This window comes from Hydrogenophaga sp. GW823-FHT04C09, assembly GCF_058796355.1.
In genome coordinates this window covers 555,815-575,137 of the sequence record NZ_JBXAIO010000002.1, presented here as the reverse complement: position 1 = coordinate 575,137, position 19,323 = coordinate 555,815, and the positions used below count along the sequence as shown (strand labels likewise).

Annotated in this window: 21 protein-coding genes; 11 read left to right on the top strand and 10 right to left on the bottom strand. The window is 70.4% G+C overall.

Annotated elements, in window-relative coordinates; all coding sequences use genetic code 11:
• The first annotated feature begins 96 nt into the window (after nt 1-96).
• Genes AC1Q9M_RS07905 through AC1Q9M_RS07880 form a run of 6 tightly spaced genes read left to right on the top strand, consistent with a single transcriptional unit; the run spans nt 97 to nt 7,020 of the window.
• The gene (locus AC1Q9M_RS07905; protein ID WP_382160502.1) at nt 97-1,293 is read left to right on the top strand and encodes an ROK family transcriptional regulator; all 1,197 of its coding nucleotides are present in this window, start codon (nt 97-99) and stop codon (nt 1,291-1,293) included.
• Nucleotides 1,293-2,795: a sugar ABC transporter ATP-binding protein gene (locus tag AC1Q9M_RS07900; protein ID WP_492433195.1), complete on the top strand. Its 1,503-nt coding sequence runs from the start codon at nt 1,293-1,295 to the stop codon at nt 2,793-2,795. The genes AC1Q9M_RS07905 and AC1Q9M_RS07900 overlap by 1 nt, the downstream gene beginning before the upstream one ends.
• Nucleotides 2,776-3,780 carry an ABC transporter permease gene (locus AC1Q9M_RS07895; protein ID WP_382327211.1) on the top strand — a complete coding sequence of 335 codons (1,005 nt, stop codon included), beginning with the start codon at nt 2,776-2,778 and terminating at the stop codon, nt 3,778-3,780. The genes AC1Q9M_RS07900 and AC1Q9M_RS07895 overlap by 20 nt, the downstream gene beginning before the upstream one ends.
• 54 nt (nt 3,781-3,834) lie before the next feature.
• Nucleotides 3,835-4,797, top strand: a complete 963-nt coding sequence (locus AC1Q9M_RS07890; protein WP_444688290.1) for a substrate-binding domain-containing protein — start codon at nt 3,835-3,837, stop codon at nt 4,795-4,797.
• A 22-nt stretch (nt 4,798-4,819) separates the two neighbouring features.
• Nucleotides 4,820-5,887: a sugar phosphate isomerase/epimerase family protein gene (locus AC1Q9M_RS07885; RefSeq protein WP_492433192.1), complete on the top strand. Its 1,068-nt coding sequence runs from the start codon at nt 4,820-4,822 to the stop codon at nt 5,885-5,887.
• Nucleotides 5,884-7,020 (top strand): Gfo/Idh/MocA family protein, encoded by a 1,137-nt coding sequence (locus AC1Q9M_RS07880; protein WP_492433190.1) that lies wholly within the window; start codon nt 5,884-5,886, stop codon nt 7,018-7,020. Before AC1Q9M_RS07885 ends, AC1Q9M_RS07880 begins: the two co-directional genes overlap by 4 nt.
• Here AC1Q9M_RS07880 and AC1Q9M_RS07875 read toward each other — a convergent pair.
• Complete coding sequence (locus AC1Q9M_RS07875; protein WP_444688293.1) at nt 7,017-7,832, bottom strand: DUF72 domain-containing protein; 816 nt, start codon at nt 7,830-7,832, stop codon at nt 7,017-7,019. The two genes, AC1Q9M_RS07880 and AC1Q9M_RS07875, sit on opposite strands and share 4 nt — an antisense overlap.
• Nucleotides 7,833-7,926: 94 nt before the next feature.
• Here AC1Q9M_RS07875 and AC1Q9M_RS07870 point away from each other — a divergent pair, with 94 nt between their 5' ends.
• The 3 genes from AC1Q9M_RS07870 to AC1Q9M_RS07860 all read left to right on the top strand — a co-directional run bounded on the left by AC1Q9M_RS07870 (nt 7,927) and on the right by AC1Q9M_RS07860 (nt 9,873).
• Nucleotides 7,927-8,451, top strand: a complete 525-nt coding sequence (locus tag AC1Q9M_RS07870; protein ID WP_444688294.1) for a DJ-1/PfpI family protein — start codon at nt 7,927-7,929, stop codon at nt 8,449-8,451.
• 106 nt (nt 8,452-8,557) lie between these two features.
• Nucleotides 8,558-9,301 (top strand): ABC transporter substrate-binding protein, encoded by a 744-nt coding sequence (locus AC1Q9M_RS07865; RefSeq protein WP_492433187.1) that lies wholly within the window; start codon nt 8,558-8,560, stop codon nt 9,299-9,301.
• Nucleotides 9,298-9,873: a mechanosensitive ion channel domain-containing protein gene (locus AC1Q9M_RS07860; protein WP_382160522.1), complete on the top strand. Its 576-nt coding sequence runs from the start codon at nt 9,298-9,300 to the stop codon at nt 9,871-9,873. Before AC1Q9M_RS07865 ends, AC1Q9M_RS07860 begins: the two co-directional genes overlap by 4 nt.
• Before the next feature lie 7 nt (nt 9,874-9,880).
• On the opposite strand, the gene AC1Q9M_RS07855 is transcribed toward AC1Q9M_RS07860, so the two are convergent.
• Genes AC1Q9M_RS07855 through AC1Q9M_RS07830 form a run of 6 tightly spaced genes read right to left on the bottom strand, consistent with a single transcriptional unit; the run spans nt 9,881 to nt 15,347 of the window.
• Nucleotides 9,881-10,840 (bottom strand): sugar kinase, encoded by a 960-nt coding sequence (locus AC1Q9M_RS07855; protein WP_492433185.1) that lies wholly within the window; start codon nt 10,838-10,840, stop codon nt 9,881-9,883.
• Nucleotides 10,827-11,486: an RraA family protein gene (locus tag AC1Q9M_RS07850; protein WP_382160527.1), complete on the bottom strand. Its 660-nt coding sequence runs from the start codon at nt 11,484-11,486 to the stop codon at nt 10,827-10,829. The genes AC1Q9M_RS07855 and AC1Q9M_RS07850 overlap by 14 nt, the downstream gene beginning before the upstream one ends.
• Before the next feature lie 23 nt (nt 11,487-11,509).
• The gene (locus AC1Q9M_RS07845) at nt 11,510-12,463 is read right to left on the bottom strand and encodes a C-terminal binding protein (protein WP_492433183.1); all 954 of its coding nucleotides are present in this window, start codon (nt 12,461-12,463) and stop codon (nt 11,510-11,512) included.
• Nucleotides 12,464-12,474: 11 nt separating this feature from the next.
• Nucleotides 12,475-13,488 carry a TRAP transporter substrate-binding protein gene (locus AC1Q9M_RS07840; RefSeq protein ID WP_382323562.1) on the bottom strand — a complete coding sequence of 338 codons (1,014 nt, stop codon included), beginning with the start codon at nt 13,486-13,488 and terminating at the stop codon, nt 12,475-12,477.
• 19 nt (nt 13,489-13,507) lie between these two features.
• Nucleotides 13,508-14,797 carry a TRAP transporter large permease gene (locus tag AC1Q9M_RS07835; protein ID WP_382323561.1) on the bottom strand — a complete coding sequence of 430 codons (1,290 nt, stop codon included), beginning with the start codon at nt 14,795-14,797 and terminating at the stop codon, nt 13,508-13,510.
• A 16-nt stretch (nt 14,798-14,813) separates the two neighbouring features.
• The gene (locus AC1Q9M_RS07830; RefSeq protein ID WP_492433180.1) at nt 14,814-15,347 is read right to left on the bottom strand and encodes a TRAP transporter small permease; all 534 of its coding nucleotides are present in this window, start codon (nt 15,345-15,347) and stop codon (nt 14,814-14,816) included.
• A gap of 113 nt (nt 15,348-15,460) precedes the next feature.
• Between AC1Q9M_RS07830 and AC1Q9M_RS07825 the strand changes: the two genes are divergently transcribed.
• A complete protein-coding gene (locus AC1Q9M_RS07825; RefSeq protein WP_382160542.1) occupies nt 15,461-16,111 on the top strand; it encodes a GntR family transcriptional regulator in 651 nt (216 codons plus the stop codon).
• A gap of 61 nt (nt 16,112-16,172) precedes the next feature.
• Nucleotides 16,173-16,472, top strand: a complete 300-nt coding sequence (locus AC1Q9M_RS07820; RefSeq protein WP_291116509.1) for a hypothetical protein — start codon at nt 16,173-16,175, stop codon at nt 16,470-16,472.
• Nucleotides 16,473-16,475: 3 nt separating this feature from the next.
• On the opposite strand, the gene AC1Q9M_RS07815 is transcribed toward AC1Q9M_RS07820, so the two are convergent.
• The 3 genes from AC1Q9M_RS07815 to AC1Q9M_RS07805 form a co-directional block, all read right to left on the bottom strand.
• The gene (locus AC1Q9M_RS07815) at nt 16,476-17,084 is read right to left on the bottom strand and encodes a DNA-3-methyladenine glycosylase I (protein ID WP_444688299.1); all 609 of its coding nucleotides are present in this window, start codon (nt 17,082-17,084) and stop codon (nt 16,476-16,478) included.
• A 17-nt stretch (nt 17,085-17,101) separates the two neighbouring features.
• Nucleotides 17,102-18,223: an MBL fold metallo-hydrolase gene (locus AC1Q9M_RS07810; RefSeq protein WP_444688300.1), complete on the bottom strand. Its 1,122-nt coding sequence runs from the start codon at nt 18,221-18,223 to the stop codon at nt 17,102-17,104.
• An 82-nt stretch (nt 18,224-18,305) separates the two neighbouring features.
• A complete protein-coding gene (locus tag AC1Q9M_RS07805; protein ID WP_382160551.1) occupies nt 18,306-19,298 on the bottom strand; it encodes a tripartite tricarboxylate transporter substrate-binding protein in 993 nt (330 codons plus the stop codon).
• Nucleotides 19,299-19,323 lie beyond the last annotated feature (25 nt).

Here is a 19,323-nt window from a genome sequence, read left to right as displayed (position 1 = left end):
TAGGTCGAAATTTGATCTTGTCGGGTCGAATTCGACCGCATAGCATGCGTCTCCAGTGCCGCGCCCGACGACGGCACACCAACGGAGACACGCATCTTGAACTGGAAAGGCCTGAAAACCGGTGAGCGCACCGTGCTGGACCACGTGTTCTGGGCCAGCGGCATCTCGCGCGACGCCCTGGCCGCCGCGGCCTCGTTCTCCAAGACCCGCGCCAACGCGGCGGTGGCCGAGCTGCTCGAACAAGGCCTGCTGGAGCAGACCGGCGAGCAGGTGCCCACCGGCGGGCGCCGCGCCGACACCCTGCGCCTGAGCCGCAGCCTGGGCGTGCTCATCGGCGTGGCCGTGGGCGCCACCGGGCTGGAGGTGGGCATCCTCAGCCCCGACCTGGCCGTGATGGCCCACCACAGCGAACCGGCCGACGTGCACGACGGCCCCGGCCCGGTGCTCTCGCGCATCCGCGTGCTCATGCACGAGCTGCTGGCGCGCTGCGGCGTGGCGCCGCGCCAGGTGATCGGCATCGGCATCGGCCTGCCCGGCCCGGTGGACTTCGACAGCGGCCAGCTCGTGAGCCCGCCGTTGATGCCGCTGTGGGACGGCTACTCCATCCGCGACGACCTCGCCGCCGACTTCAGCGCGCCCGTCTTCGTGGACAACGACGTGAACGTGATGGCCCTGGGCGAGCTCTGGCGCATGCAGCGCAGCCTGCCCAACTTCCTGGTGGTGAAGGTGGGCACCGGCGTGGGCTGCGGCATCGTCTGCCAGGGCCAGGTCTACCGAGGCGCCAACGGCTCGGCCGGCGACGTGGGTCACATCTGCGTGGTGCCCGACGGCCCGCGCTGCCACTGCGGCAACCTCGGTTGCGTGGAGACGCTGGCCGCCGGGCCCGCGATCGCGCGCATGGCCACCGAGGCCGCCCAGGCCGGCCAGAGCCCGCTGCTCGCGCGCATGCTGGCCGAGCGCGGCCCGCTGCGCCTGCAGGACGTGGCCGAGGCCAGCCGCGCGGGCGACATGGCGGCCAACCAGGTGGTGCAGCGCTCGGGCGCGCTGGTGGGGCAGATGCTCGCCTCGGTGGTGAACTTCTTCAACCCCTCGCACGTGTTCATCGGCGGCGGCGTCACGCGCGTGGGGCCGCTGTTCCTGGCCGCCGTGCGCCAGAGCGTGTACCACCGCTCGCTCGCGCTCTCCACGCGGCACCTGGAGATCCAGTACACGCCGCTGGGCGAACGCGCCGGGCTCATCGGCGCGGGCGTGCTGGCCATGCAGGAAAGCCTGCGGCAGATGGAGCTGGCGTGATGGCGGCCGCTGGCGTGCGCGTCGAGCTGCGCGGCATCGTCAAGCGCTTCGGCCCGGTGCAGGTGCTGCACGGCGTGGACCTGGCCTTCGAGCCCGGCCGCGTCTACGGCCTGCTGGGCGAGAACGGCGCGGGCAAGTCCACACTCATGAAGATCCTCGCGGGCTACGAACGGCCCAGCGAAGGCACGCTGCAGGTGAACGGCCGCGCCGTGCGGTTCGACGGCCCGCGCGCGGCCGAGGCCGAAGGCATCGTGCTGATCCACCAGGAGTTCAACCTGGCCGAAGACCTCACGGTGGCGCAGAACATCTTCCTGGGCCACGAGAAAAAGCGGCGCGGCCTCTGGCTGGACGACGGCGCCATGCGCGCCACCACGCGCCGCGTGCTCGACGACGTGGGCCTGAGCAAGGTGCACCCCGACACCCGCGTGCGCGACCTCATCGTGGCCGAGCGCCAGCTGGTGGAGATCGCCAAGGCGCTGTCGCGCCACGCGCGCGTGCTCATCATGGACGAGCCCACCGCCACGCTCACACCGGGCGAGACCGGCCGGCTGTTCGGCCTGGTCGCGCGCCTGCAGGCCGAGGGCGTGACCATCGTCTTCATCTCGCACAAGCTCGACGAGGTGGAGCGCATCACCGAAGAGGTGGTCGTGATGCGCGACGGCCGCCTGGTGGCGCAGCAGGCCACGGCCACGCTCACGCGCGCGCAGATGGCGAACCTGATGGTGGGCCGCGAACTCGCCGACCTCTACCCGCCGCGCGCCGAGGTGCCGGCCGACGCGCCCGTGCTGCTCTCGGTGCGCGCCCTGAGCGTGCCCGGCTGGGCGCAGGACGTGAGCTTCGAGGTGCGCGCGGGCGAGGTGTTCGGCTTCGCCGGCCTGGTGGGCGCGGGGCGCACCGAACTCTTCGAAGGCCTGCTGGGCCTGCGCGAGCGCAGCGCGCAGGCGGTGCAGGTGGCCGGGCGCGAGCTGCTGCCGCGCTCGCCGCACGAGGCGGCCGACGCCGGCCTCACCTACCTGAGCGAAGACCGCAAGGGCCGCGGCCTGCACGTGCGCTTCGGCCTGCGCGAGAACCTCACGCTGATGGCGCTGCAGAAGCACGCCCGCCCCTGGCTGCAGCCCGCGAGCGAAGTCGCCGCGCTGGCGCAGGCGGTGCGCGATTTCGGCATCCGCACCGGCTCGCTCGACGTGCCGGCCGGCTCGCTCTCGGGCGGCAACCAGCAGAAGCTGGCGCTGGCCAAGGTGCTGCACCCGGACCCGCGCGTGGTGGTGCTCGACGAGCCCACGCGCGGCGTGGACATCGGCGCCAAGCGCGACATCTACGCCCTCATCCAGCGCCTGGCCGCCAGCGGCCGCGCGGTGGTCGTGATCTCGTCCGAGCTCATGGAACTCATCGGCCTGTGCCACCGCGTCGCGGTGATGCGCTCGGGCCGCCTGCAGGCCACGCTGTCGGCCGCCGACCTCAACGAACAGGAGCTCATCGCCCATGCCACAGGAACGCACTGACGCCACCCCGGCACCGCCCCCGGCCGCCGGCCGCGCCTGGCGCCTGCCCACCCTGGGCCCGCTGCTCGGCCTGGTGCTGCTATGCATCGCCGGCACGCTGCTCAACCGCGAGTTCGCCACCGTGGACAACGCCATGAACGTGCTCACGCGCACCGCCTTCATCGGCATCATCGCCGTGGGCATGTGCTTCGTGATCATCTCGGGCGGCATCGACCTCTCGGTGGGTTCCATGGCCGCGCTGATCGCGGGCGTGGTGATCCTGCTCATGAACAAGATCGCGCCGCTGGGCTGGCCGCCGGTGGCGGTGGTGATGGTGGGCATGGCCGCCGCCGTGCTGCTGGGCGCGCTGTTCGGCCTGGCGCACGGCCTGCTCATCACGCGCGGGCGCATCGAGCCCTTCATCGTCACGCTGGGCACGCTGGGCATCTTCCGCGCCTACCTCACCTACTTCGCCGACGGCGGCGCGCTCGCGCTCGACAACGCGCTGGCCGACGCCTACGGCCCGGTGTACTACGGCAGCCTGCTGGGCGTGCCCATCCCGGTGTGGATCTTCGCGCTGGTGGCCCTGGCCGGCGCCCTGCTGCTCAACCGCACCGCCTTCGGCCGCTACGTGCAGGCCATCGGCTCCAACGAGCAGGTGGCGCGCTACGCCGCGGTGGACGTGGACCGCATCAAGGTGCTCACCTACACCCTGCTGGGCGTGTGCGTGGGCATCGCCACCCTGCTCTACGTGCCGCGCCTGGGCTCGGCCTCGCCCACCACCGGCCTGCTGTGGGAGCTCGAAGCCATCGCCGCCGTGATCGTGGGCGGCACCGCGCTGCGCGGCGGCGCCGGCAGCATCGGCGGCACCGTGATCGGCGCCATCCTGCTCTCGGTCATCAGCAACATCCTCAACCTCACCAGCATCATCAGCGTGTACCTCAACGCGGCGGTGCAGGGTTTCGTGATCATCGCCGTCGCATTCATGCAGCGGCGGCGTCCCTGAAGGCACGCCATGCCTTCTTTCTTTCCCTGTCATCAACACATCAAGGAGACAAGCATGAAGTACCGTTCCCGTCTGCTCGCGCTGGCCGCCCTGGCCGCGCTGGGCATGGCCAGCCCGCTGCTGGCGCAGGCCCAGAACAAGGTGAACCTGGGCGTGGCCATCCCGGCCGCCACCCACAGCTTCGCCGCCGGCCTGGTGTACTGGGCCAACGAAGCCAAGAAAGAACTGGAGAAGGACCCCAACATCAAGGTCACGATCAAGACCGCCAGCGGCGCGCCCGAGCAGGCCAACCAGCTGCAGGACCTGGTCACCGCGACCAAGATCGATTCGCTGGTGATCCTGCCCTTCGAATCCGCCGCGCTCACGCGCCCGGTGCAGCAGGTCAAGGCCAAGGGCGTGTACGTGACGGTGGTGGACCGCGGCCTCACCGACACCAGCGCGCAGGACGCCTACGTCTCGGGCGACAACACCGCCTTCGGCAAGGTGCCGGCCGAGTACCTGGCCAAGGCGCTCAACGGCAAGGGCAACATCGTGGCGCTGCGCGGCATCCCGACCACCATCGACAACGAGCGCATGGACGCCTTCAACGCGGTGATGAAGAACCACCCCGGCATCAAGGTGCTGGACGCCAAGCACGGCAACTGGAACCGCGACGACGCCTTCAAGGTGATGCAGGACTACCTCACGCGCTTCAAGGAGATCGACGCCGTGTGGGCGGCCGACGACGACATGGCCTTCGGCGTGCTGCGCGCGATCGAACAGGCCAAGCGCAAGGACATCAAGATCGTGTTCGGCGGTGCCGGTGCCAAGGCCATGGTCAAGACGCTGATGGACGGCAGCAACCCGCTGATCCAGGCCAACGTGTCCTACTCGCCCAAGTTCCTCTACGACGCCATCAAGATGACCGCGCTGGCGCGCAAGAAGGGCGAGAAGCTGCCGCCGTCGACCATCGTGCCCTCGGTGCTGATCACCAAGGCGAACGCCAAGGACTTCTACTTCCCCGACTCGCCGTTCTGAGTCCGCGCGCCAGGAGGACCCCATGAAAACCATCCAGGGACCCGGGATCTTCCTGGCCCAGTTCATCGGCACGGCCGCGCCGTTCGACACGCTCGACGGCCTGGCCGGCTGGGCCGCCTCGCTGGGCTACCGGGGGGTGCAGATCCCCACCAGCGACGCGGCGATCTTCGACCTCGATCGTGCCGCGACCAGTGACACCTATTGCGACGAGGTGAAGGGCCGGCTCGCCGCGCACGGCCTGCAGATCACCGAGCTCTCGACCCACCTGCAGGGCCAGCTGCTGTGCGTGCACCCCGCCTACGACCTGCAGTTCGACGCCTTCGCCGCCCCCCAGGTGCGCGGCAACCCCACGGCGCGCACGGCCTGGGCGCACGAGCAGCTGCTGCTGGCCGCGAAGGCCTCGCGACGCCTGGGCCTGAAAGCCCACGCCAGCTTCTCGGGCGCGCTGGCCTGGCCCTACCTCTACCCCTGGCCGCAACGCCCGCCCGGCCTGGTGGAAGCCGCGTTCGCCGAACTCGCGAAGCGCTGGCGCCCGGTGCTCGACGCCTTCGATGAAGCCGGCGTGGACGTCTGCTACGAACTGCACCCCGGCGAAGACCTGCACGACGGCATCACCTTCGAGCGTTTTCTCGACGCCGTGGGCCAGCACCCGCGCGCGAACATCCTCTACGACCCCAGCCACTTCGTGCTGCAGCAGCTCGACTACCTGGCCTTCATCGACCACTACCACGAGCGCATCCGCGCCTTCCACGTGAAGGACGCCGAGTTCCGCCCCAACGGCAAGCAGGGCGTGTACGGCGGCTTCTCCAGCTGGATCGACCGCGCCGGCCGCTTCCGCTCGCTCGGCGACGGCCAGGTGGACTTCAGGGGCATCTTCTCCAAGATGGCGCAACACGACTACGCGGGCTGGGCCGTGCTGGAGTGGGAGTGCTGCCTCAAGCACCCGGAAGACGGCGCGCGCGAAGGCGCGGCCTTCATCCGCGAGCACCTCATCCGCGTGGCCGACCGCGCCTTCGACGACTTCGCCGCCAGCGCGGGCGACCCCGCCACCCTGGCCGCCCTGCTCGGCCTGAACCGGGGCGCGGCATGAGCACGAACGACGGGCGCGCGGCGCGGCGCATCCGCCTGGGCATGGTGGGCGGTGGCGACGGCAGCTTCATCGGCGCGGCCCACCGCATCGCCGCGCGGCTGGACGACCAGTTCGAGCTGGTGGCCGGCGCGCTCTCGTCCACCGCCGAACGCGCGCACGCCAGCGCGGCCCGGTTGCACATCGCGCCCGAGCGCAGCTACGCCGACTACACCGCCATGGCGCAGGCCGAGGCGCGGCGCGAGGACGGCATCGACGCCGTGGCCATCGTCACGCCCAACCACCTGCACGTGCCGGTGGCGCGCGCCTTCGTGGAGCAAGGCATCCACGTCATCTGCGACAAGCCGCTGGCCACCTCGCTGGCCGAGGCCCAGGCGCTCGCGCAGGCGGTGCGCGAGCGCGGCCTGCTGTTCCTGCTCACCCACACCTACGCGGGCTACCCCATGGTGCGCCAGGCGCGCGAGATGGTCGCCGCCGGCGAACTCGGCGAGCTGCGCATCGTGCAGGTGGAGTACGCGCAGGACTGGCTGGGCGAACCGGTCGAGCACCAGGGCAACAAGCAGGCCGAATGGCGCGCCGACCCGAATCGCGCCGGCCCGGCCGGCGCGCTGGGCGACATCGGCACCCACGCCTACCAGCTGGCGCGCTACGTGAGCGGCCTGCAGGTGCAGGAACTCTCGGCCGAACTCACCCGCTTCGTGCCCGGCCGCGCGCTGGACGACCACGTGCAGGCCATGCTGCGCTTCGACGGCGGCGCGCGCGGCATGCTGTGGGCCAGCCAGGTGGCCAGCGGCGCCTGCAACGCGCTGCGCCTGCGCGTCTACGGCACGCGCGCCTCGCTGCATTTCGACCAGGATCAGCCCGAATTCCTGAACTTCGCCCCGCTGGGCGGCCCGGTGCGGCAACTGCGCCGGGGCATGGCGCCGCAGATCGCCGCCAACCGCATTCCGGCCGGCCACCCCGAGGGCTACTTCGAGGCCTTCGCCGAGCTGTACCGCGATTTCGCGCGCGCCTGGCGCGGCGAAGCAAGCACCAACATGCCCGGCCTGCTGGACGGGCTGGACGGCATGGCCTTCATCGAGGCCGTGCTGAACAGCCACCAGCAGAACGCGCGCTGGGTGCGGCTGGAGCGTTAGCCGAGGCGCTCGATCAGCGCCATCGCGGCCGCCGGGGCGCGTTCCTTGGCGCCGCTGATGAAGTACATGAACACGTCCCGCGCCTTGGCCTTCGGGCCGGCGCCGTCGACCCGCGGCACGTCGGCCGGCTCACCGCCGGCGGCCCAGGTCCTCGCGGCCTCGGCCCAGCGGTCCAGCGCCTTGGGGGCGTAACCGGTCTTCACCTTCGGGTCGGTGCGCATCAGGCGCGCGTAGACAAAGTCGCCGGTCAGGTCGGCGAACGAGGGGTAGTCGTCGGAGTCGGTGAACACCGTGGCGCAGCGGTGCTTGCGCGCGAGCGCGAGGTAGGCCGGGTCCAGGAAGCTCGCGTGCCGCACGTCCAGCGCGTGGCGCAGCGGCAGGCCGTCCACCTCGCGCGGCAGCAGTTTCAGGAAGGCCTCGAAGTCCACCGGGTCGAACTGCTTGGTGGGCGCGAACTGCCAGACCAGCGGCCCGAGCTTGGGGCCGAGTTCGCTCAGGCCACTGCCCACGAAACGTTCGATGGACTCGCCGGCCTCGGCCAGCACGCGGCGGTTGGTGGTGAAGCGGTTGGCCTTCAGCGAGAACACGAAGCCCTCGGGCGTCTCGTCGCGCCACTTGGCGAAGGTGGGCGGCTTGAAGGTGCTGTAGTAGGTGCCGTTGACCTCGATCGCGGTCAGCTTCGTGCTGGCGTAGGCCAGCTCCTTGCTCTGCGCCAGGCCTTTGGGGTAGAAGTTGTCGCGCCAGGGCTCGTAGGTCCAGCCGCCCACGCCCGACCGGATCGCGCCCGATGTTGCCTTCTTGCTGGTGGCCATGCCGTCTCCTGCGGAAAAAACGTCTGCAACTCTACAAGATGACCGGCGCGGCAGGGCGATTTTCCCAGGCACGCCATTTGCCCCACTGGCGGGTATGGCTCAGCTCCCGCCCTCCCTTCAACACGCCGTGCTGGCCGGCGATCCCTCGATCCGGGCCCGCAAGGTGGCCATCCTGGTCGCGCACGGCATCGTCGGCAAAAGCGCCGTGGGTCTGCACGCCACCTTGCTCGCCCTCGGCGCCCAGCCCTGTTTCGTGGCACCCCGGATCGGCCCGGTGAAGACCGTGGACGGGGTGTTCGTCGACGCGGAGGCTTCGCTGCAGAACGAACCCGGCTTCCTGTTCGACGCGCTCGCCCTGCCCGACGGCGACGAAGGCGTGCAGGCCCTCGCGCGCGACACCCACACGTTGGACTTCATCCGCGACCAGCACCGCAGCGGCAAGGCCATCCTGGCCATGCCCGCTTCCCGCGCGCTGCTCGAAGCGGCGGGCGTGTCCCCGACCCTGCCGTCGGGGCAGGCGGACCCGGGGCTGGTCGTCGGCCACGACGCCACGGCCTTCGTGCAGGCCATCGTGCGCGACCGGCATCCCGGCCGCCACATCGAGCCGCCGTCCCCCTGACGCCCTCCCGGTGACCCGGGAGGGCCGTTACCATGGTCATCCTTTGCCGCGGGCCCGAAGCCACGCGACAAGCCATGGACGTTCACCCGCCTTCCCCCTCATCGCCATGACCGCTCCCCTCCCCCTATCCCACAGCTTCGCGCCCACCGGCCGCCTGCGCGCCTCCATCAACCTGGGCAACCCCCTCCTGGCCAACCGCAACCCCGCCACCGGGCAGCCGTTCGGCGTCTCGGTGGACCTTGCGCATCGCCTGGCGCAGCGGCTCGGCGTCGGGATCGAGCTGGTGGTGTTCGACACGGCCGGCCAATCGGTCGAGGCGGTGAGGAACGGCGCGGCCGACGTCGGCTTCTTCGCCATCGACCCGCTGCGCGGCGAGGGCATCGCCTTCACCGCGCCCTACGTGCTGATCGAAGGCAGCTACCTGGTGCGCCAAGAATCCCCCCTGCAGAGCAACCACGAGGTGGACCGGCCGGGCACGCGGGTGACCGTGGGCAAGGGCAGCGCCTACGACCTGTTTCTCTCGCGCGAGCTGCGGCACGCCGAGATCGTGCGGGCCGCCAGTTCTCAGGCCGTGGTCGACGAGTTCGTGCGCCAGGGGCTGGACGTGGCCGCCGGCGTGCGACAGCAGCTGGAACACGACCAGCAGCGCCACCCGGGCCTGCGGCTGCTGCCGGGCCGCTTCATGGTGATCCAGCAGGCCATGGGCCTGCCCAAGGACCGCGGCGCCGACGCCGCGCGCTGCCTGCACGCTTTCGTGGAGGACATGAAGTCGTCGGGCTTCGTGGCCGCCGCCTTGAACCAGCACCAGATCCAGGGCGCCTCGGTGGCCCCCGCCGCCACCGCCCCATGAAAGACTTTCTCCCCGCCTACGCCCACCCCTTCATCGACGTCATCACCATCGCGCTGCAGATGGCGCTGATCGTCTTCGTGGCGCTGCTGCTGCGCTCGCTGCTGCACCGCCTCATCACCCGCGTGGGGGAGGACAAGCGCCTGCCGCTGGAACTCGTGATCGGGGGCCGGCGCGTGGTCACCTTCCTGCTGTTCGGTGCCGCCCTGCTGCTGGTGCTGGACCGCGTGGGCGTCTCCGGCATGGTGATCTGGACCGCCTTCACCGGCTTCGCCGCCGTGGGCGCCATCGCCTTCTTCGCGGCCTGGAGCGTGCTCTCCAACATCTTCTGCGCAGTGCTGATCTTCACCTCGCGCCCGTTCGGCCTGCGCGACCGCATCGAGCTGCTCGAAGGCGGCGACAAGCCCGGCCTGGCCGGCGAGGTGATGGACATCAATCTGATCTACACCACGCTGCGCGAAGACACCGCCGAGGGCGCGGAGCCCTCCTACCTGCGCGTGCCCAACAGCCTGTTCTTCCAGCGCACCACGCGCCTGCGCACGCGCGAGTCGGTGGTGCGTTCGCTGCTGGACTGAACGGCGCTCAGGGCCGGTCGGCCGCGAGCACCTCGCGCACGCGCGCGGCGTGCGGAATGGGCGCCACCGCGCCATAACCCTCGGTGGAAAGCGCCGCCACCGTGGCGGCGTAGCGCCCGGCGGTGGGCAGGTCGTCACCGGCCACCAGGCGCGCCACGAAGGCACCGCCGAAGGCATCGCCCGCGCCGGTGGCGTCCACCGGCTGGCAGCGCGCGGGCGCGATGCGGTGGCGCTCGCTGGCCGTGGCCACGATCGCGCCCTGCTCGCCCATCTTGAGCGCCACCGTCTTCGCGCCCAGGCGCAGGCAGTGGTCCACCAGCGCGTCGGGCTCGCGCAGGCCGGTGATGGCGACCACGTCGTCGTAGCTCGGCAGGCAGATGTCGCTCAGGCCGATCACGTCCGTCATGACGGCGCGCGCGCGCTCGACCGACCACAGCTTGAGCCGCAGGTTGGTGTCGAACGACACCCAGGCCCCGGCGGCGCGCGCGCATTCGATGGCGGCGTAACCGGCGTCGCACGCACTGGGCGAAATCGCCAGCGAGATGCCCGAGAGGTGCAGCACGCGCGCCGTCTCGATCGGCGCGCGCGGCAGCGTGGCCGGGGTGAGCCGGCTCGCGGCCGAGCCGCTGCGGAAGAAGCTGAAGTGGTGGCCCTGGTCGTTGTGGGTCACGAAGTAGATGGCGCTGAAGGCCGCCGGGTCGCTGAGCACGTGGCTGTGGTCCACGCCCTCCTCGTCCCACAGGCGGCGCAGCAGGGCGCCGTAGGGGTCGTCGCCGAGCGCGCTCACGTAGGCCACGCGCGCGCCCTGGCGGGCGGCGGCGATGGCGAAGTTGGAGGTGTCGCCGCCGAAGCCCTGCAGGTAGCTGCGCCCGCCGTTCTCCCCGGTCTGGTTGAACTCGACCATGGCCTCGCCCAAGGCCACGATCTGCGCGGCCCCGGCGTGGCTGGGTGCCTCAGATGCGGCCATATTTGGCCAGGCCCTTGCGCAGCGACTTCTCGGCCATGATGAGCTTGGCCTGCTCCAGCTCGCGTTCGTCGATCTCGCGCGAGGCGGCCAGCACCTCGGCAGCCCGCGCGCGCGGCACCACGACCACGCCGTCCACGTCGCCCACCACGATGTCGCCCGGGTGCACCACGATGCCGCCCACGCGCACCGGCACCTGCGAGGCCACCGTGCGGAAGCGGCCCAGCGTGGTGCCGGGGCTCACGTCGCGGGCATACACCGGGAAGCCGTAGTCGCGCCGGATCTCGGTGAGGTCGCGCACGCCGCCATCGAGCACCGCGCCGGCATGGCCGTTGGCCACGGCACCGGCCGTCATGAGACCGCCCCACACCGCCACGTCGGGCTGGCCGCCGTCGATGGAGATCACGATCACGCTGCCCGGTTCGGCTTCGTCGATCAGGTCCAGCGCGTGCTGGGGCGGCACGAACTCATCGGTCGCCGATTCGAGCACGGTGGCGGCCGGGCCGCAGAGGCGCTTGTCGTTGATGCGCGGCTTGATGGGCGTGTCCATGTAGCCGCGCTGGCCGCAGACCTTGTCCACCGCGTCGGCCACCGAGGCCACGGCCACCTGGTTGAAGCCGTCGACCAGCTCCTTCAATTCCTTGTTCATCGTTTCTCCGTTCCATCAAAAAATCACCAGCGGTTGAGCCAGTGCAAGGGTTGTTCTCCGCGCAGGACGCGCACCGCCTCCTGCGCCGTCTTGAGCTGCAGCTCGCGCATGGCCTCTTCGCTGTACCAGCCCATGTGGTTGGTCACGACCACGTTGTCCAGGCCGAACAGCGGGTGCGTGCCCGGGGGTTCCTGCTCGAACACGTCCAGCCCCGCGCCCAGGATGCGGCGCTCGCGCAAGGCCTCGTACAGCGCCTGCGTGTCCACCAGGCCGCCGCGCGCCGTGTTCACCAGGATGGCGGTGGGCCGCATGAGCGCGATGCGCCGCGCGTCCACCATGTGTTTCGTGTGCGCGTTCAGCGGCGCGTGCAGCGAGATCACGTCGGCCTCGGCGAACAAGGTGTCGAGGTCGGTGCGTTCCACGCCGGGGGGCATGTCGGTCTTGGGGTCGTGCACCAGCACGCGGCCGAAACCGAAGCCGGCGAGTTTCTCCAGCGTCATGCGCGCGATGCGGCCGAAACCCACCAGGCCCAGCGTGCGCCCGCGCAGCCGGAACATGGGCTGCAGCACGCCGGTGGACCAGCGGCCCGCGCGCACCTCGGCGTCGTGCAGGCCGATGCGGCGCGAGACGGCCAGCGCCAGCGCCACGGCCTGCGAGCTGACCTCGTCGGTGCCGTAGTCCGGCACGTTGGCCACCATGATCCCACGCTCGCGCGCGGCGGCCTGGTCGATGTTGTCCACACCGATGCCGTAGCGGATCACCGCGCGGCAGCGGGTCATGGCGTCGATCACCCGGCGCGACACCGGCGACTCGCGCACCAGCACCACGTCGGCGTCCACCACCGAGGCCGCCGCCGCGTCTTCGTCGCGGCGGCAGGGGCGCACCTCGAAGCGCGCGCCCTCGGCGCCCAGCAGGGCCTCTTCCTGGTCGTAGGCGGCGTAGCCGTCGTCCAGGGCCACCACCAGGCGGTCTTGCATCACCCCGTCGCTCACTTGGCGGCAGCGGCTTGCAGCAGCTTCTCGGTCCACTCCTTGCTCACCTCGGCTTCGAGGTAGGCGCGCACCGGCGGCTGCGCCACCTTGCGGAAGCGGTCGATCTCGGCCGGGCTGAGTTCGGTCACCGTCATGCCCTTTTCGGTCAGCACCTTCTTGGCCGAGAGGTCCTGCGCGCGCGTCATGTCGCGGTGGATCTTCTTGGCGATGTCCACGCCTTCGGTCACGGCCTTCTTCTCCGCGGCGCTCAGGCCGTTGAAGAAACGCTCGCTGACCATGTAGGCGTGCAGGCTGTAGACGTGGCCGTCCAGCGTGATGTGTTTCTGGTGCTGGAACAGGCTGGCGGCCATGATGTTGGTGACGCCGTTTTCCTGGCCATCGGCTGTGCCCTGCGCGAGCGCGGCGGGCAGTTCGCCCCAGTCGATCGCGGTGGGGCTCGCGCCCAGCGACTCGACCAGCTTCACGAACACCGGGCTGGGCTGCACGCGGATCTTCAGGCCCTTCATGTCCTCGGGGGTCTTGATGGCGCGCTTGCTGTTGGTGAAGTGGCGGATGCCGTTGTCGGCGTAGGCCATGAGGCGGATGCCGGTGCGCTTGCGCATGTCCTCGGCCAGCTCCTGGCCGAACTTGCCGTCGAGCACGGCGTAGGCGTGCGCGTGGTCGTTGAACAGGAAGGGCAGGCCGAAGATGTTGAAGGTCTTGTAGACGCCGGGAATGCCGCCGTCGTGCACCACGGCGAGTTCGACCGTGCCCAGGCGCAGGCCTTCCATGACCTGCTGCGCCGGGCCCAGCTGGCCGGCGGGGTACAGCTCGACCTTCAGCGAGCCGTTGGTGGCTTTCTCCACGTGGTCCTTGAACGCGAGCGCGGCGGCGTGCTTGGGCTGGTCGTTGCCGGCCGGTTGGTAATGCGTGTACTTCAGCACCTTCTGCGCGAACGCGGGGCCGGCGCCGAGCGCCAGCAGGGAGGCGGCGGCCACGGCCGCCAGGAAGTGCTTGCGATGAATCTTCACGGGGAGTCTCCTTCTGTGGTTAGTGTTGGTAGCCGAGCACGCCGGGCAACCAGGTGGAAAACGCGGGAACGAAAGTGAGCAGCATCAGCACGCCGAACAGCGCGACCAGCATGGGCACCATCTCGCGCACCATGGGGCCCATGCGCACGCCCGAGACGGCGGAGGTGACGAACAGCAGCCCACCCACGGGCGGCGTGACCATGCCCAGCGTGAGGTTCACGATGACCACGATGGCGAAATGCAGGGAGTTCAGCCCGGCCGCCTCGGCCAAGGGGCCGAGGATGGGCACCATGATCATCACGCCCGGCAGCGGCTCGATGAAGATGCCCACGAGCAGCAGCAGCACGTTGATGGCGATCAGCAGCTCGATCGGCGAGAGCGACATGCCGGCGATCCAGGCGGCCATGGTCTGCGGGATCTGGCCCACGGTGAGCACCCAGGCGAACACCGCCGAGGTGGCGACGATGAACAGGATGGAGGCCGTCATCAGCGCCGAGCGGAACAGGATGGCGGGCAGCATGTTCCATTGCAGCGTGCCGTAGACGAAGCGGCCCACCAGCAGCGCATACAGCACGGCGGCGGCCGAGGCCTCGGTGGGCGTGAAGATGCCCAGGTGAATGCCGCCCAGGATGATCACCGGCAGCATCAGCGCCGGCAGCGCGCGCCAGAACAGGCGCAGCAGCGGTGCCGGGTCGAGCAGCTCGGGCGAGGAGCGGTAGCCGCGCCGCACGCTCACGATGTGGTTCACCACCATCAGCGAGAGCGCGATCAGGAAGCCCGGCACCACGCCGGCCAGGAACAGGCCGGTGATGCTCACGCTGTTGTCGGTCATCGCGTAGACGATCATGATGATCGAGGGCGGGATGATGGGGCCGACGATGGCCGTGCTCGCGGTGAGCGCGGCGGCGTAGGCGTCCTTGTAGCCGGCCTTGCGCATCATCTTGATGAGCATGGCGCCGGGACCCGCCGCGTCGGCCAGCGCCGAGCCGCTGATGCCCGAGAAGAAGGTGAGCGTGAGGATGTTGGCGTGGCCCAGGCCGCCGCGGCGCATGCCCACCAGGCGCGCGGCGAACTTGAGCAGCACGTCGGTGAGCGCGCCGCCCGTCATGAGCTCGGCGGCGAGGATGAAGAAGGGAATCGCCATCAGCGGGAAGCTGTCGAGCCCGCTGAAGAGGTTCTGCATCACCACCAGCGAGGACAGGCCGGGCTTGAGCCAGACCGCCACCAGACCGGCGATGAGCATCGCGAAGGCAATGGGTGCGCCGATCACCATCAGCGCCAGAAAGACCAGACCGAGAACCGTCGTCATCGCAGGCCCTCCGGGTTCACAGGGCCTGCGGGTCGAAGCCTTCGACCCGGTCCCACTCGCCCAGCACGATCCACTGCCGCGCCACCATCGCCAGGTGCACCAGCATCAGCGCCGCGCCCAGCGGCAGCGCGAGGTACACCTTGCCCAGCGACCAGCCCAGCACCGGCGATTCCTGGTACCAGGCGAACTCCACGTACTCGATGCCCAGCCAGACCAGCGTCAGCAGCGTGGCCGCGACGATGGCCACGATGAGCACGCGCAGCAGCCGCGCCATGGGCTGCGGCACCGAGGCCTGCAGCGTGTCGATGGCGATGTGGCCGCCCACGCGCAGCGCGGGGCCGGCGCCGATGAAGGCGGCCCAGATCATCATGTAGCGCGTGGCCTCTTCCACCCAGGTGAAGGAATGGCTGAAGGCATAACGCGCGAACACGTTGCCGATCACCAGCGCGGCCATCACCCCCAGCAGCACGATGAGCACCCAGCGGTTGGCGGCGAGAAAGGCGCGCGCCAGCGGGTGCGCGGGGGAAGATGGGGAAGGCGGGGAACTCACGTGAATGTCTCCGGGTTGCTCAGCTTGACGTGTCGGCCGCCATGGTATCTGATATCTCAGATGTTAAATCAGCAATAACCCTATACTCCTCGCCACACGAGACCGACCACCCCATGAACACCGCCCTGGAACTGCAACGCCCCCGACTGCTCACCGACGTGGTCGCCGAGCGGCTGCGCGAGGCCATCGTCAAAGGCGACCTCAAGCTCGGCGAGCAGGTGTCGGAAGCCCAGCTGGCCCAGCGCATGGGCGTGAGCAAGACGCCGGTGCGCGAGGCCCTGCTGCGGCTCAAGAGCGAGGGCCTGGTGGAGATCCACCCGCAGCGCGGCACCTTCGTCTTCACGCTCTCGCCGCAGGAGCTGTCGCATCTGCTGCAGTTCCGCGCGATGGTGGAGACCGAGGCGCTGCGCGAGGCCATGCAGTCCCACCCGCGCGAGCTGCTGCAGCGCATGGCGCAGTGCGTGAAGGAAATGAAGACCGCCGAGCGCGCGAAGGACCTGCCCGCGCTCGCGCGCATCGACATGAGCTTTCACCAGGCCTTCTTCGAGAGCTGCGACAACCATTACCTGCGCGCCAGCTACGAGCTGCTGCGTTACCAGCTCACCGCGCTGCGCCACCGCTCGCCCATCACCAACGCGGTCTCCAGCCACCAGGTGCTGGTGGACGCGGTGGAAGACCACGACGCCACGAAGGCCTGCGCCCTGCTGCGCGGCCACGTGCTGGAAAACGAACCGCGCTACCTGCTGGCCTGCGGCATCGCCTGAGGGGCAGCGCGGGCGGCGGGCCTTCAGTACAATCGCCGACCCCTCACCCCGCGCTTACCCCATGCAGTATTCCGTTTCGCACCACAAGCTCAAGCTCATCCTGGCCGCGCATGGCCTCAAGCCGGGCGATGCCGGCGGCATCGACGCGCTGTTCGGCGGCAAGGATGGCTACTACTGGTTCGGCACCGTGCGCGACCTCTGCCCCGAGGGCAAGACCCTGTCGTGGGAGAACCAGTACGCCATGGTCAACGCGATCCAGGCGCACGAAAACGCCACGGCCGAAGAGGACGAAATGAAGCCCCAGGTGCCCAGCGCGGCCAACATCGCGGCGCTCTCCAAGCTGCTGGCCGACCCGCTCTGAGGCCTAACGCGGCCGCTTGAAGCGCAGGCGCGCCTGCGCGGCCTGCGCGCGCATCACGCAGGCCTCGGCGTGGTCGTTGATCAGGCCCATGGCCTGCATGAAGGCGAACACCGTGGTCGGGCCGACGAAGGCCCAGCCGAGTTTCTTCAGGTCTTTCGACAGGCGCACGGAGGCGTCCGACGTGGACACGGTCTGTGGCGCGCCCAGATCCGCCTCGTCGGGCTCGTAGCGCCAGAAGAACGCCGCCAGCGAGCCTTCGGCCTTCACCATCTCCTGCGCGCGCCGCGCGTTGTTGATGACCGCCTCGATCTTGCCGCGGTGTCGCACGATGCCCTCGTCGCCCAGCAGGCGCTCCACGTCCTGGGCCGTGAAGCGGGCGACGCGGTGAAAGTCGAACCCGTGGAAGGCGGCGCGGAAGTTCTCGCGCTTGGCGAGTATGGTGCGCCAGCTCAGGCCGGACTGGAAACTCTCCAGGCACAGCTTCTCGAACAGCCGGCGGTCGTCGTCGACGGGGAAGCCCCACTCCCGGTCGTGGTACGCGAAGAACTCGGGCGCGGCGGCGCACCAGCGGCAGCGGGGTTGGCCATCGGGGCCGGCAACGGTGGTGTTCATGCGGGGTCTTTCTTCATTCAATCCAGGGGCCAGGGCAGGTCGCGCTGCAGGGCCGCTGGCCCGTCGGGCGCTTTCGGGGCTTCGTGGCCGGCGTCCAGCGCGCGCCACCAGGGCGTCACCACCTCGAGCGCGGCCGGCTCCACGGCCTCACCCAGGCGGGGCATGAGCAAGGGCGTGCCCTGCCCTTGCGCCAAGGCCAGCAAGGTCTCCACCGGTTCGTCCCAGGCGTGCATGGCCAGGCTGAAGGTGCCCCAGTGCACCGGCAGCAGGGCGCCGCCGCCCAGCAGCGCGTGCGCCTTCAGGGCGTTGGCCGGCCCCAGGTGGATGTCGCCCCAGGCCGGGTGGAAGGCACCCACCTCCAGCATCACCAGATCGAACGGCCCGAGGCGCTCGCGGATGGTGGCGTACTCCGTGGTCAGGCCGGTGTCGCCGCTGAAGAAGACGCGGTGCCGCTCGCTGGCGATCACCATCGACGACCACAGCGTGGCGTTGCGGTCCTTGAAGCTGCGGCCGGAGAAGTGCTGCGAAGGCGCCGCCGTGACCGTGATGCCGGTGCCGGGCACGCGGTGGCTGTCCCACCAGTCCAGCTCGGTGATGCGCTCGGCCGCCACGCCCCAGGCCTGCAGGTGCGCGCCCACGCCCAGCGAGGTGACGAAGGGCACGCGGCTGTGCCGCGCGAGCGCGCGGATGGTGGGGTAGTCCAGGTGGTCGTAGTGGTCGTGCGAGATCACCACCACGTCCACCTCGGGCATCTCGCGCAGCCGCAGCGGCACGGGCTGGAAACGCTTGGGGCCGAGCAGCCGGAACGGCGAGGCGCGCGTGCCCCACACGGGATCGGTCAGCACGCGGTGGCCGTCGATCTCGATCAGCACCGTGGAATGCCCCAGCCAGGTGGCGCGCAGGCCGCTCTGGGCCGGGCGGCCCCAGCGCTCGCGCGGGTCCAGCGAGGGCAGTGCGACGCCGGGCAGTCGCCGGTCGCCCGCGCTCAGGAACTCCTTGAGCGTGGGCCGGGGCGCGGTGGGGTCGCGCAGCCCGGGCAGCACCGGGTGCAGGTTGCGAAAGCCCGTGCCGTCCCACAGGGGCGAAGCGCGCATGCGCTCCAGGCGCTCGCCCTGCGCCCGTTTGCCAAAACTGTTCATGCCAGCGCTCCTGCGGACGGCGCCCCCCTGCCCGCAGGGAGGATCACCGCTCGACGCAGTGTAGATCGCGGCGTCCGCGGGGTCACTCGTCCAGCCGGAACCCGAAGGTGCGCGAGACCTCGCGCCAGCCCGCGAGCTCGCTGCGGATCTTCGTGGCCAGCGCGGCGCCGTCCAGCTCGGCGGGCACCAGCGCCAGCCTGGCGAAGCTCTCCTTCACGGCCGGCGTGCGCAAGGCGGCGCGCACGACGGTGGACATGCGGTCGATGTGCGGCGCCGGGGTGCCGGGCCTGGCGAACATGCCGATCCATTCGGAACCCAGCACCTCGGGCATGCCTTGCTCCAGGAAGGTGGGCACCTCCGGCACGAAGCCGCTGCGCTCGCGCGCCGTCACCCCCAGCACGCGCAGCTTGCCCCCGCTCAGGTGCGGCAGCATGTCGGTGATGGGGTTGATGACCGCGGGGATCTGGCCACCCAGCAGGTCGGCGATGGCCGGCGCCGAGCCCCGGTAGGGCACGTGCTGCAACGGGAGGCCCGACGACTTCTGCAGCAGGTAGGTCAGGAAATGGGTGATGTTGCCCGCGGCCGGCGAACCCACGTTCAGGGCCGTGGGGTTGGCCCTGAGCCAGGCCACGAAGGCCTTCACATCGCCGACCTGCGCGGGCACGGCCGGCCCCACCGCCAGCGCCAGCGGCACGGTGGCGATCTGGGCCACCGGCACCAGGTCCTTGACCGGGTCGTAGCTGAGCCGGGTGTACACGTGGGGGTAGATGACGATCATCGACCCCGGCGTCACCAGCCACTGACTGCCATCGGCCGGGCCGTGGCGCAGGGTGTCGATGGCGATGCGCCCGCCGGCACCGGCCTTGTTCTCCACCACCGCGGTGTCGGCGGCCACGCCGCGGACGAACTCGGCGATGCGCCGGGCCACGACGTCGATCGCGCCGCCCGCGGGAAAGCCCGCCAGCAGCTTCACGACGCCGGGCAGCCGGTCCGAGGCCCGCGCGTGGTGGACAGGAAGGGTGGTCGCGGCAAGGCCCGCGATGAAGCGCCGTCGGTTGGTGTGCATCTCGTTCATGGGGATCTTCTCGTTCGGGGTTCGA

Excerpts from the sequence above, each read along its gene's own strand:
- AC1Q9M_RS07900 (WP_492433195.1), top strand. The coding sequence starts at position 1,293 with ATGGCGGCCGCTGGCGTGCGCGTCGAGCTGCGCGGCATCGTCAAGCGC.
- AC1Q9M_RS07895 (WP_382327211.1), top strand. The coding sequence starts at position 2,776 with ATGCCACAGGAACGCACTGACGCCACCCCGGCACCGCCCCCGGCCGCC.
- AC1Q9M_RS07890 (WP_444688290.1), top strand. The coding sequence starts at position 3,835 with ATGAAGTACCGTTCCCGTCTGCTCGCGCTGGCCGCCCTGGCCGCGCTG.
- AC1Q9M_RS07885 (WP_492433192.1), top strand. The coding sequence starts at position 4,820 with ATGAAAACCATCCAGGGACCCGGGATCTTCCTGGCCCAGTTCATCGGC.
- AC1Q9M_RS07880 (WP_492433190.1), top strand. The coding sequence starts at position 5,884 with ATGAGCACGAACGACGGGCGCGCGGCGCGGCGCATCCGCCTGGGCATG.
- AC1Q9M_RS07875 (WP_444688293.1), bottom strand. The coding sequence starts at position 7,832 with ATGGCCACCAGCAAGAAGGCAACATCGGGCGCGATCCGGTCGGGCGTG.
- AC1Q9M_RS07870 (WP_444688294.1), top strand. The coding sequence starts at position 7,927 with ATGGCTCAGCTCCCGCCCTCCCTTCAACACGCCGTGCTGGCCGGCGAT.
- AC1Q9M_RS07865 (WP_492433187.1), top strand. The coding sequence starts at position 8,558 with ATGACCGCTCCCCTCCCCCTATCCCACAGCTTCGCGCCCACCGGCCGC.
- AC1Q9M_RS07860 (WP_382160522.1), top strand. The coding sequence starts at position 9,298 with ATGAAAGACTTTCTCCCCGCCTACGCCCACCCCTTCATCGACGTCATC.
- AC1Q9M_RS07855 (WP_492433185.1), bottom strand. The coding sequence starts at position 10,840 with ATGGCCGCATCTGAGGCACCCAGCCACGCCGGGGCCGCGCAGATCGTG.
- AC1Q9M_RS07850 (WP_382160527.1), bottom strand. The coding sequence starts at position 11,486 with ATGAACAAGGAATTGAAGGAGCTGGTCGACGGCTTCAACCAGGTGGCC.
- AC1Q9M_RS07845 (WP_492433183.1), bottom strand. The coding sequence starts at position 12,463 with ATGCAAGACCGCCTGGTGGTGGCCCTGGACGACGGCTACGCCGCCTAC.
- AC1Q9M_RS07835 (WP_382323561.1), bottom strand. The coding sequence starts at position 14,797 with ATGACGACGGTTCTCGGTCTGGTCTTTCTGGCGCTGATGGTGATCGGC.
- AC1Q9M_RS07825 (WP_382160542.1), top strand. The coding sequence starts at position 15,461 with ATGAACACCGCCCTGGAACTGCAACGCCCCCGACTGCTCACCGACGTG.
- AC1Q9M_RS07820 (WP_291116509.1), top strand. The coding sequence starts at position 16,173 with ATGCAGTATTCCGTTTCGCACCACAAGCTCAAGCTCATCCTGGCCGCG.
- AC1Q9M_RS07815 (WP_444688299.1), bottom strand. The coding sequence starts at position 17,084 with ATGAACACCACCGTTGCCGGCCCCGATGGCCAACCCCGCTGCCGCTGG.
- AC1Q9M_RS07810 (WP_444688300.1), bottom strand. The coding sequence starts at position 18,223 with ATGAACAGTTTTGGCAAACGGGCGCAGGGCGAGCGCCTGGAGCGCATG.
- AC1Q9M_RS07805 (WP_382160551.1), bottom strand. The coding sequence starts at position 19,298 with ATGAACGAGATGCACACCAACCGACGGCGCTTCATCGCGGGCCTTGCC.